Source organism: Sporomusa acidovorans, assembly GCF_900101845.1.
Classification (GTDB): Bacteria; Bacillota; Negativicutes; order Sporomusales; family Sporomusaceae; genus Sporomusa; species Sporomusa acidovorans.
The window spans coordinates 197,641-207,755 of record NZ_FNAM01000003.1; the positions used below are offsets into that span (position 1 = coordinate 197,641).

Genomic DNA, 10,115 nt, shown 5'->3' on the forward strand with positions numbered 1-10,115 from the left:
AAGGAGGACTAGAATGAACGTAAATGTGCGGATACGGATTAAGCAAATTGGGGTACTGGGCATACTGGCTGGCAGTTTAGCCTTGTTACCGACGAACGCTTTTGCCTGGAGTATACCGGGTGTAACCCGTCCGTATGATCCACCGGCCTATTATAGCCCAACCGCTATTTCCTGGCGGGATTCCAAACCGTCCATCTTTACCATGCTGGACCTGGCACGGCAGGGGGGCAGGGTGCATGACTATACGGAAGAGAAAAACGATACCAATAAGGGACTTAAAACGACGATTGAGCAATTGAGGCGGCTTGACGAGCTTTGGAATGAAATAAAAAACCTGACGCCCGCAGCGTGGGGCGGTTTTTGGCAGTCCCTGGCCGAGCCGCAGGTATCCCAAAAAGATCAAGCCGTTTTTACCCGAACGGAAAATGAGAATGCCTTGCTTTCCATTACCGATAGTAACGGCAGTGATTTAAAGAAAACGGAAGAAGACAAACTGCGTTATCTTGACACGATGTATCGCAGCATCTTTGCCTACAACCAAGAGAGCAGCCAAAGCTATACGGCGCGTACTGGTCTTCTGGCAAAGAGTTTAGCTGTTTCTGCCTCCGCCGAAGGTCAATTGGCCGCATTACAGGCGCAGGTAGGCTTGGAAGGGAGCCAGGCGGCTGAAAATTTGCAGCGAAACCGTTTGATTGGTTTGCAAAATGCATTACTTGCTGTCCGGGAACAGTCCAAAATTGATGAAATGGTACGGGTTCAGGCCCAAAACCGCCGTAATCTTCACATACAGTTTGCCTCGCCGTATGGGCAAAGTGCAAGTGATAAAGCGGTATTTACGAAACCGAAAGCGCCGGGTATGCCGGATTTTTCAGAATAACGACTTAGGGTTACCTTTTGCAGGAAAAGGGTGCGCCAGGCGGAGTGATTCATGGTAGCGTAAAACTAAACGGATGATAATCACCGAAAGGAGCGGGTAAGATGGCAGATATGGAAATTCGTGCGTTTGAAGCGTATGATACGAAGGAAAAGGGAAAACCTTGGGCAGCCAAAGTGCTCGACAGTGGAAAACTGGATTTTAATATTCCTTTTACTTATAGCGGAAATACGGAAAATGGCGATGCGGGTGTGCTGTATATTAAAGAAGCGGAGCCGGGCAGAATCTACGCAACCGGGCAGAAAAATTACCAGACGCGGGAAAGCAATATTGAATATATAAGTTATAACGGGCAAAATTTTGACGCGGTTGAGAAAGACGTGATTGTGGAAATGAAAGACCGCTATTATGCGGCTTTGCCCACAGAAAGGGCAAGCAAGACGCAGGATAATGTAGAGCAGCAGCTGGAACGGTATAAAAAATATAATGAAATTGTTGTGGTAAAGGAATTTGGCGCCTATTCAACGGAAAAGTTGGGAAAACCATGGGTTTGTGAATTTACGAAGGATGGCATTGAATTGAATGCGGTGGGTAACCCGGAAGCTAAGGTTGTCGGGCGTGTAGTCGGTCAGCCAGGGGAGTTTCAGCAGGCTTTTGTTGTGAATCCCAGCCCTGAACAGGTATTTGTTGTGGGGCAAAAGGATTTGCAGATGAATAAACATCATTTGCATTTTTACCGCGTGGAAAACGGCCGGGCGGTTGAAATGACCCGGCAGGAGGCTGAAAATAGCGTTGGCTATGAGCGTAAATTCCGCCCCTTTGAAGTGGAGGATAAAGGAAAAGTCGTTTTGGATATGCCAAAGGGCTATGATCCTGAACGGTATCAAATGTGGGTTGCAAAAGAGATTGTGGAAAATGGTAAGCGTACCTGCAAAAGCGGTGAACAGGAGGGCCATTTTTATGGCAGTTATTCCGGCGGCCGTGAGGGGAAGCCAGGGCAGTTTTATATTAACCAGCCGGAAGAAAACGGAATTTATGTGGTATGGAAGAAGGATATAGCGGAAAACCAGACGGAAATGGCAGCGCGCATGAAGTACGCAAACGGCCAAATGCATGAACAGCCTATTTTGCAGTTTGCCAGAGATAAAGTCGTATTAAAGGAGATGCCGGGATTTGATGAAGAGCGGCTGGCCAATCCGTCCGTGGCTCTTGTGCGTCAGGATGGCAGTTTTTCCTTCATGAATGGTACGAATGCCTACGGACACCCGCAGCGGGTAGGAGGCTACACTGGACGCAACGGCTTAGGCGAAGCGGGCTCTCTGTTTGTTTATGAACCGAAGGAAGATATGGTATTCGCAGTTGTACAGGAGAACTATCAGACGCTTAGAACCCAGGTCTCCTATTATCAGTATCAAAAAGGCAATTTCATTGAAGTTGATCGCGAAACGGCAAAAGAGCTTGCAGCCGCGCAGCCGCGAGTGGAAGCCACTGTGAAGCAGCCGGAAAAAGAACTGGAAGAAATCGTGGAAAAGTTGAAAAACGGCCAGGTTTCCCCGGAAGAAAAGACACAGATTAAAGAACGCCTTAAAGAGATCCAGGCGGAAATGAAAAAGGAGGAAAAAGAGATCGATAGGAGCCTGGCCGGTGCAAGGGGAAAAGGCAAATCGCTCGTCATTGCCTCCGTCGCGGCATATGACGCAAAAGAATTTAAACTCCCCTATATTATGATGCAAAATGAGAAGGACCGCATGAGTTTTGTCCAGGATAAAAATATCGCCGAATTCAAAGGTTCGGCGAAGGAGGGCGGCCAAATTGTTTTGCATGATGCAAAAGAGGGAACTGTCGTTGCGTATGGTCAGGCCCGTGTCGATGGCACGAAAACGCAGAGCAGGTATGCCTTGGTCTTAGACAATAAGGTTCAGGAAATATCGCAGGCGCAGTATCGCGTGTATAAGAAAGATCCGGCAAGCTTGATAAAACCGAAAGAACAGGAATACACGTCCCTTTCGCACGCGGCGGATAGCCTGGCGGCGAAGGGGATTACGGGCCCGATACTGGAGAAAAAACTGGCAGTGCTGGATTTGCCGGAATTTAAAGGAAAAAGTGTTATTGAAAAAGCAAAAGCTATTCAGGAAACCATACAGACGTGTGAAAGAACGAAAGAACCGCATATTTTGGCAAGATAAGGTGAAGCTGGAGATAAGGTATTTCTAGTGGGAAGATTGTTTCCGGAGATGGACATGTGGGTTACGGCGAACGGTAAGGCGGTGTGTTCATTTTCGCTGACAGTATCTTTTAAGACCAAGGTTCGGGAAGAAATGGATGCTATTGACTGTGTGCCTGGGATTCACTGGCAGAACTTATTTGTCAGGAAGGAGAAGGAGGTCGCTTTGCTCAATTTAAGTCATTTAAAAATTTTTCGGCTTGCTGTGTCAAAGGAATAACATCGCTTTGATCAATGTATTTTAAATCAAACTTTCGATTCAATGTCATAAATAGGCGCATGCCTGATTTTAGCCGGTGAATATAGGAATAAACCCCGATCGCACCCGGAGTGATTTCTGTTTTTTTCTCTTGATATCTGTATCTTAAATGCTTGGATTCTCTAAAAATATCATCAATACTCTCGCCAAATTTTCGATAGGCCGCGGGGATATTCCTCTGTTCTATCATTTCGCCGACTCTTTTGAGGACATTGCCGCCGCCACAGCGCCTCTTCCTATCGCTGTCAGCTTAACATAGGGCGCCCCCAATGTAAGCACTTTACAAATGACGTCCTCCGTGGCAATGCCTCCCGCCATTGCAATGGCGGGAGGCCATTTTCCTTTCTTGTTCAGTTCACGCATAGCCTCAAATACTATTTTTTCCAGCTCGATCGTTGGATAACTCCATTCATTCATCATCTTACAGGGATTGTGGCCGGTTCCGCCTCCCGCCCCGTCGAACGTTACAAGCGCCACATGATTTTCGGAGGCTATCGACAACACGCGCCGTATGTCTTCAACGCGATAACCGGCCATTTTGAAGAATATGTTTTCGGCTCCCATGCTGCGATATCCATGAATCTTCTCTGAAAGTATTTCTTCATTCCACATTGGAAGACGGCCATACTGCGTAAAATAGAAGCCTGCATCCTCAAAATATTGCTTTTTCACGCGCTCGTCCAATGGATCAGGCTCGACCAGATACCCATTCTGTCTCAGCCAAACGGCTTCTTCATAAGAACCGACGGATGCCACATGCTGAATCCCTTTCGCCGCTTGTCTAAATTTGATTTCCAGCGTTTTTACATTGCAATGCTTCAAGGCGTATTCCGGTGTTCCCAAGGCGATATCATCTGCATTGGCCTGCAGAACGATGTCGCCATATCCAATATCAAATTTCCGAAAGCACTGCACCATTCTACTCAGCAGCGGGGCATTTGAAACTTTTCCATTGCCGTCGTGCATAAGCTCTGTATCGCTTTTGATTGCTGATTCGCCAATCACGGCAATTGTTCCTGCCATAGCCGCTCCGGAATAGTAATCTTCCCAGTCCAATTTGGCCATTGCTGGAAGTATGATTGGCGCTTTCAGCTTGATCATTTTTTCGTAGCCTATTTCACAGTTTAAATCTGCCGTATACATTCGTATGCTCTGAATCTTCCGGATCTCCTGCCGCTCTAAATACTCTTCCGGCAATATTAAAATGCGAATAATCGAACGGATAGTTTTTCTCCGACGCGAACTGCTGATTGGTAGTATTATAAGGATAAGTAGCTTCGCTCCCACGAATTGCCGACAAGCCGATTTCGCACATTCCGTCGCATTGATTTGAACAGGTTGCGCACATCCCTGATAAATGATAGATGTGATCGGGAGTCCGAAGTCTGGTATTTTTAAATGTACTGGCAAGTTTTTCGCTATATGACATAACAAGAAACCGGATTGACGCTGGGACTCCCGCGGAGGATGGAAATTACAAGATACAATACATTTACAGATTTTCTAATTCCAACTCTGCAATTCCAGGATGTTGCCCTCAATGTCTGTGGTATAAACAATGTAGCTTTTCGGCCATCCTCATACGCCGCATGTACCAACTCTCCGATTACGCCACCGCCTTTTTCAAGTACTTTTTGAAGGGTTTCTGCAACACTATCAACTTCAAACGCAAGATGCGCAATGCCATATGTCCTGCTGCGAGTAGCCCAACTCGAGAGTGAATAGTGGAGGGCATATATGGTGGCAGCGGCAATAAAGGTAGGGATAAAGCTGATTTTCGCTTCATAGAGCGGAGAGGCGGCTAGTCCACCCACCATCCAGAAGAAAGCAAAGTCGTAGGCGGAAAAGGGACCGCCAGCCCGGCGCGGCAGGTACCTGCCCAGGATGAATATTTCAATACCAACAACTAGGGTGCGGAGCACAAAGCCTTCTACCGGTATTTTTTCGATTGCAGTGAGGTACTCGATCATGGCTGTGCCTCCTGACCGGTACTGATATACAATGTTCCATTTGTTTCAACAATGGCTTGAAAGATGCTATCTGTAGATTTTCCGGGATGTGCCGCAGCAAACTCATTTTCAACCCATTGCAAGGTAAGGCCGCTGCGGGCTAGGCTTTGTTCTTGGACGTCTCCATCATAAATTACAACCTCGGGAAAACGGGGCGGGGTAACCGGGATATTCAATTGACTTTTGGTTGGAGGAGCGGCAGCAGGTTTGGTGAGAGCATTCACTTTGCCTGTTGGTTCCAGGTAGATTTCTTGGATTTCTGATAAATTAGTAATGGATTTCAGACGAAGTTGAGCTAACAGGTTATCGATGGTAATGTGGGTAGCGTCTAAGTTTTTACGAATTAACTTACCGTTTACCATTAGTGGGATAGCTATGCGGTCAACCTGACGGGGAAACTTTATGTCTAGGTAGGAGAGAAAAGCATTGACTAGTGCATAACTAAAAATGATGGCAACAACCTCATACAGCGAACTTTTGGGGTTGACCATACGTACGGCCGCCAAGCTGACTATACCTGCCGCCACAAGATAATTGTGACCAGAGAGGATGCCTACTTGGCGCTCTCGCATAATGCGGGTGCCGATGATAAGGGAAATATACAGAATAGATACACGCAGCATAGTATACCCCACCAGGCATGGATGTTTTTTCCTGTTTATGGGCCTCTGTATATACCCTAAAGGCCACACCCAAAGAGTGCAGGCAGGGGAAGGCGGGAGTCGAGACAGAGATGTCCGGTAAGTAAAAGCCGGTCTTTTTTTGTTTACCGTAAGGTTTAGCAAAAAATCACAAGTTCTTCACTAGTCCTTCATAGCTTCTTCACAAAGGTTTGGTATGATAAAGGCAGTAAAGAATCCGCACCTAGGCGGACTGACCGCGCAAGCCGATAGACCGGTGGAATTTCGGAAAGAGGATAAGTCTATGATGGAAGGTTCTAGGCAGCCAGGTGGTGTACCGACACAGCTAATCGAGGAGGAATAAAGTTATGAAGTGTTGCAAACAATCGGAGCCCAATAAGCAAAATGACGTAAGTCAAGGGCAACAGCATGGCTGTGGTGGCGGCCTTAAACATATGTTGATGATGCTTGCTTGCTGTTTAGCGCCGCTTGGTGTAGTCCTACTTCTCAAGCAAAGCGGTTATGATGGGGCGGCCAGCTATTTAGTGCTGCTGTTATGCCCGCTGATGCATCTGTTCATGATGCGGGGGATGGGACACAAACATAATGAACCCTCAGATGAAAATAACACTATAAAATAAATAAGGTTGAGTAAGGAGCTGACTAGTGAGATGGAAGAGTTAATCATGGAAGCCTATCGCAAAGCCGAAAGCAAGGATTTTTTTGCTATTACACTCCATGTGGAGCGTTTATTGAAAAAGTATTATTCGCTGCATGACCCGCGCACCTGGATTACCACCGGCGAAGTCCGGCGCATTCTCGAACGGCAAGGTTTAGTGTTTGGAGATAGCTGGGCGGTAGCTTAGCCTAGGTACTAATCAGATAAATTAACGAGGAGTGAAAAACTATGAAAAATAAATTAGCAGGGTGGATTATTGGGGGACTCATTACGGCATCAGCATTAGGACTGGCCTTTGGTGCTAATTCGCTTGTCAGTGCGGCAGCTAACACTGAGCAGGCCGCCGCACCGGCAGGTATGATGATGCCAAGCGGCCAAATGGAAAAAATGGGTCCTGAGATGATGAATTCGCCGGAAATGCAAAAACAGTGTGAAGACATGATGAAAAGCACCGATATGCAACAAGCAATGAAGGGGATGATGCAACAGCCCCAGATGCAGACTATGATGAAGCAAATGATGGCAAGCGACCCGGCGTTTAAACAAATGATAGAAGATATGGTTAAGGATAGCAATTCATCCGGCGAGCAAGCAGCACAGTTGCAGGCTACAGAGTCTACGAATATAGACCATAACGCACACCATGCAGCACAGTAAGTTCTTTTAATTTATTACAAGTTAGGATCCAGATAAGCCCTTTGACCATTCGATCGAGGTCGGAGGGCTTTATTCATTTATACTAGCTATCAGGAAAAACAAAATAAGTGTAGCGGATTGATGACAGATGAGGTAAATTCGAGGGTGTTTGCTTGTTTTAGCTGCTGGGCGGCAACTTGGAATTTTTGCTACTGTCTGCTCTGCAGCAAGATGTGAGCCGCTTCCAATCGAAACAACCATGGTTGCACTTGGAAATAATTGTACTTGGTGGAATCCATTTCCTGAAACCGGGCATACTAACTCAACAGCCTATTCTATTTTAAGGACGGGATTGTTACAGTCGTATATAACGCTTGTGAATCCGAACGGAGAACGGACCATGCTTACGCGCCGTGATTTTTTGAAGTTATGCATGTCCTCTGCATTAACCATCAGTCTAACCGATATGCTCATTCCTGTGCTGCAGGGCGCCTATGCCCAAGGACAAACGATAAAACCGCCAGTCATATGGCTTGAACTTGGCTTTTGCAACGGTAACAGCATCTCGCTTGAGAATGCAGTAAATCCGGGGTTCGATCAATTCTTAAAAGAAATGGTTGAACTGCGATACCATACTCACGATCTTGTTGTGCAAGGGGAACAGGCAGTTAATGTCCTGACAGATACGCTTGAAAAGGACAAGGGAAGATTTTGGCTGGTAGTCGAAGGTGCAGTTATGACCGCTGCCAATGGCGGATATCAACATGTTTTTTTACGGAATGGGAAACTGGTAACCGGCTTGGCCGCGCTGCAAGAAATTGCGCCTAAAGCTAAATACATTATTGCGGTAGGGGATTGTGCCTGCTATGGTGGCCCGGCTGCCGCGCATCCCAATCCCGCCGGGGCCAAAGGAGTGTGGGAGATAGTTAAGGGCAAGCCGGTGATCAATATCCCAGGCTGCCCGGCGCATCCTGACTGGATGACGGGTACGTTCAGCCACCTGCTGCTATACGGTATGCCGCAGCTTGATGATTACAACCGGCCAAAAATGTTCTTTAATAGAACGGTCCACCAGTTGTGTATACGTCGCCAGCAATTTGAGGATGGCATTTTTGCCAGTTTTCCCGGTGATCAAGGCTGCCTTTATAAGGTGGGGTGCAAAGGGCCAATCACTTACGCCGACTGTCCCCTGCGGCAGTGGAACCATTACGTTAACTGGCCAATAAAAGCCGGCACGCCTTGCATCGGTTGTGCCAGCCCCCAATTCCCTGATGGCATGATGCCGTTTTATAATCAATTGCCCAATATTCAAAACACTGCCGCAGCGATGAACGTAAAAAAAATTGGTGCAGTTTTTGCCACGCTGGGGATGGGGGCGGTCGGGACTCACCTGATTACCCGTGTTTTTGCTCGACGGACTCTTAAACACAACCTGGGCGGGACAAAACCCATTGACCCATCACCGACGGCAACCCCGCAGCAGCTGAAGCAAGAGCTGGACGATATTATCCGGAAGCAGAACGCCTTGTTAACTGTAGGCAAAAAACTGCAAGCACCGAAGGTACTGCGGAAGAGGAAAAGCTGGCTGCGACAGTTAGTTGCTTTCTGGCGTACTAAGGCCAAACAAGGGAAGTGAATTGATGACCAAGAAAATCATTTTTCCCGTAACCCGCAGTCATGGTGCATTTCGCGTAGATGTGGAAATAGAAGGCGGACAGGTTGTCGACGCCTGGATTGGTGGAATGTTATTCCGAGGCTTCGAGATCATCATGGCGGGACGGGACCCGCGGGATGCCGCCCTGTTTTTGCAGCGCATTTGCGGCATCTGTTCCAGCGCCCACGCCGTGGCCGCCGCAATGGCTCAGCAGCAGGCGTTTCGGGTCGAACCGACCCCCATCGGCCAACATCTTACCAATTTGATTTTCGCTGCAGATATCATTCAGAATCACCTCCGTCATTTTTACTTGCTAGCACTGTACGATTATGCTATCGGTCCGGAGATGTCACCGTATACTCCCCGGCAAAAAGGGGATTTTCGGTTACCTAAAACGGTTAACGACGAACTTTTACGGCATGCTGAACAAGGACTGAAAATGGCAGTTCGCGCCCATGAAATGCTGGCCGTTTTCGGTGCAAAGGTGCCTCATCAGCAAACCATTATGGCGAGCGGTGTAACCGAAAGGACATCGGTAGATCGGTTAAAGGCTTACGGCGGCATCTTGCGCGAAATAACCGAATTTGTGGAACAAATCCATAGTAGTGACATCATGACGATAGCCGATTACTATAAGGATTACTATGATATAGGGACAGGCTATGGTAACCTGCTGTCTTATGGTATGTTTCCCGGCCCAGCCAATGGGCAGCGAGCCTTCAAAGCGGGGGTCATTTTCAACCGGGGTACTGTTGTTGAAACACTGGATGCTGCCCAGATTACCGAGGCGGTTCAGTTTAGCTGGTATCGGGATGAGCAAGTAAAACGCAAGCCGGCTGAAGGCGTGACCGTCCCGGATATAGACAAGCCTGACGCCTATACTAACGTAAAAGCGCCGCGCTATCAAAGCCTCGCTTTTGAGAGCGGGCCGCTGGCCCGGGCCTGGATAAACGGCGATTATCGACGGGGAATATCGGTGATGGACCGGCTGGTGGCCAGAGGGCGGGAGGTACTGAAAATTTGCCGGCTGGCGGAAGAATGGCTGGCCCAGGTCATACCTGGCAGCCCCTCCTTACGACCGTATACACCGCCGTCTGCCGGCGAGGGCATAGGCTTGACTGACGCGATGCGAGGCGCGTTAGGACATTGGTTCAGCTATG

The 10,115-nt window shown here is 47.9% G+C and carries 13 protein-coding genes; 9 read left to right on the forward strand and 4 right to left on the reverse strand.

What is annotated here, in order from left to right; genetic code table 11:
• Positions 1 to 13: 13 nt before the first annotated feature.
• The 3 genes from BLR65_RS04535 to BLR65_RS28940 all read left to right on the forward strand — a co-directional run bounded on the left by BLR65_RS04535 (position 14) and on the right by BLR65_RS28940 (position 3,318).
• Positions 14 to 877, forward strand: a complete 864-nt coding sequence (locus BLR65_RS04535) for a hypothetical protein (protein WP_093792939.1) — start codon at positions 14 to 16, stop codon at positions 875 to 877.
• A gap of 101 nt (positions 878 to 978) precedes the next feature.
• Positions 979 to 3,060 carry a hypothetical protein gene (locus BLR65_RS04540; RefSeq protein WP_093792941.1) on the forward strand — a complete coding sequence of 694 codons (2,082 nt, stop codon included), beginning with the start codon at positions 979 to 981 and terminating at the stop codon, positions 3,058 to 3,060.
• 27 nt (positions 3,061 to 3,087) lie between these two features.
• The gene (locus BLR65_RS28940) at positions 3,088 to 3,318 is read left to right on the forward strand and encodes a hypothetical protein (protein ID WP_143122499.1); all 231 of its coding nucleotides are present in this window, start codon (positions 3,088 to 3,090) and stop codon (positions 3,316 to 3,318) included.
• A 225-nt stretch (positions 3,319 to 3,543) separates the two neighbouring features.
• On the opposite strand, the gene BLR65_RS04550 is transcribed toward BLR65_RS28940, so the two are convergent.
• From BLR65_RS04550 to BLR65_RS04565, 4 genes are read right to left on the reverse strand one after another with little or no spacing between them, the layout of a single operon-like run.
• Positions 3,544 to 4,458, reverse strand: a complete 915-nt coding sequence (locus tag BLR65_RS04550) for a glutamate synthase-related protein (protein WP_169716894.1) — start codon at positions 4,456 to 4,458, stop codon at positions 3,544 to 3,546.
• A gap of 16 nt (positions 4,459 to 4,474) precedes the next feature.
• Positions 4,475 to 4,786: a hypothetical protein gene (locus BLR65_RS04555; protein WP_093792947.1), complete on the reverse strand. Its 312-nt coding sequence runs from the start codon at positions 4,784 to 4,786 to the stop codon at positions 4,475 to 4,477.
• Complete coding sequence (locus BLR65_RS29490) at positions 4,776 to 5,327, reverse strand: hypothetical protein (RefSeq protein ID WP_176772686.1); 552 nt, start codon at positions 5,325 to 5,327, stop codon at positions 4,776 to 4,778. Before BLR65_RS29490 ends, BLR65_RS04555 begins: the two co-directional genes overlap by 11 nt.
• Positions 5,324 to 5,989: a YetF domain-containing protein gene (locus BLR65_RS04565; protein ID WP_093792949.1), complete on the reverse strand. Its 666-nt coding sequence runs from the start codon at positions 5,987 to 5,989 to the stop codon at positions 5,324 to 5,326. The genes BLR65_RS29490 and BLR65_RS04565 overlap by 4 nt, the downstream gene beginning before the upstream one ends.
• A gap of 214 nt (positions 5,990 to 6,203) precedes the next feature.
• Between BLR65_RS04565 and BLR65_RS29495 the strand changes: the two genes are divergently transcribed.
• The 6 genes from BLR65_RS29495 to BLR65_RS04590 form a co-directional block, all read left to right on the forward strand.
• Entirely contained in the window at positions 6,204 to 6,350 is a 147-nt protein-coding gene (locus BLR65_RS29495) for a hypothetical protein (protein WP_169716895.1), read from the forward strand.
• 4 nt (positions 6,351 to 6,354) lie between these two features.
• The gene (locus BLR65_RS30380) at positions 6,355 to 6,627 is read left to right on the forward strand and encodes a DUF2933 domain-containing protein (RefSeq protein WP_093792951.1); all 273 of its coding nucleotides are present in this window, start codon (positions 6,355 to 6,357) and stop codon (positions 6,625 to 6,627) included.
• A gap of 30 nt (positions 6,628 to 6,657) precedes the next feature.
• Complete coding sequence (locus BLR65_RS04575) at positions 6,658 to 6,852, forward strand: hypothetical protein (RefSeq protein ID WP_093792953.1); 195 nt, start codon at positions 6,658 to 6,660, stop codon at positions 6,850 to 6,852.
• Positions 6,853 to 6,893: 41 nt separating this feature from the next.
• Positions 6,894 to 7,322: a hypothetical protein gene (locus BLR65_RS04580; RefSeq protein WP_093792954.1), complete on the forward strand. Its 429-nt coding sequence runs from the start codon at positions 6,894 to 6,896 to the stop codon at positions 7,320 to 7,322.
• 355 nt (positions 7,323 to 7,677) lie between these two features.
• Positions 7,678 to 8,937: a hydrogenase small subunit gene (locus BLR65_RS04585; RefSeq protein WP_245692403.1), complete on the forward strand. Its 1,260-nt coding sequence runs from the start codon at positions 7,678 to 7,680 to the stop codon at positions 8,935 to 8,937.
• A 4-nt stretch (positions 8,938 to 8,941) separates the two neighbouring features.
• The coding region (locus BLR65_RS04590; RefSeq protein ID WP_093792956.1) for a nickel-dependent hydrogenase large subunit at positions 8,942 to 10,115 on the forward strand (1,174 nt) is incomplete at its 3' end.

Excerpts from the sequence above, each read along its gene's own strand:
- BLR65_RS04580 (WP_093792954.1), top strand. The coding sequence starts at position 6,894 with ATGAAAAATAAATTAGCAGGGTGGATTATTGGGGGACTCATTACGGCA.
- BLR65_RS04535 (WP_093792939.1), top strand. The coding sequence starts at position 14 with ATGAACGTAAATGTGCGGATACGGATTAAGCAAATTGGGGTACTGGGC.
- BLR65_RS04550 (WP_169716894.1), bottom strand. The coding sequence starts at position 4,458 with ATGATCAAGCTGAAAGCGCCAATCATACTTCCAGCAATGGCCAAATTG.
- BLR65_RS04540 (WP_093792941.1), top strand. The coding sequence starts at position 979 with ATGGCAGATATGGAAATTCGTGCGTTTGAAGCGTATGATACGAAGGAA.
- BLR65_RS29495 (WP_169716895.1), top strand. The coding sequence starts at position 6,204 with ATGATAAAGGCAGTAAAGAATCCGCACCTAGGCGGACTGACCGCGCAA.
- BLR65_RS04565 (WP_093792949.1), bottom strand. The coding sequence starts at position 5,989 with ATGCTGCGTGTATCTATTCTGTATATTTCCCTTATCATCGGCACCCGC.
- BLR65_RS04555 (WP_093792947.1), bottom strand. The coding sequence starts at position 4,786 with ATGTCATATAGCGAAAAACTTGCCAGTACATTTAAAAATACCAGACTT.
- BLR65_RS04575 (WP_093792953.1), top strand. The coding sequence starts at position 6,658 with ATGGAAGAGTTAATCATGGAAGCCTATCGCAAAGCCGAAAGCAAGGAT.
- BLR65_RS29490 (WP_176772686.1), bottom strand. The coding sequence starts at position 5,327 with ATGATCGAGTACCTCACTGCAATCGAAAAAATACCGGTAGAAGGCTTT.
- BLR65_RS30380 (WP_093792951.1), top strand. The coding sequence starts at position 6,355 with ATGAAGTGTTGCAAACAATCGGAGCCCAATAAGCAAAATGACGTAAGT.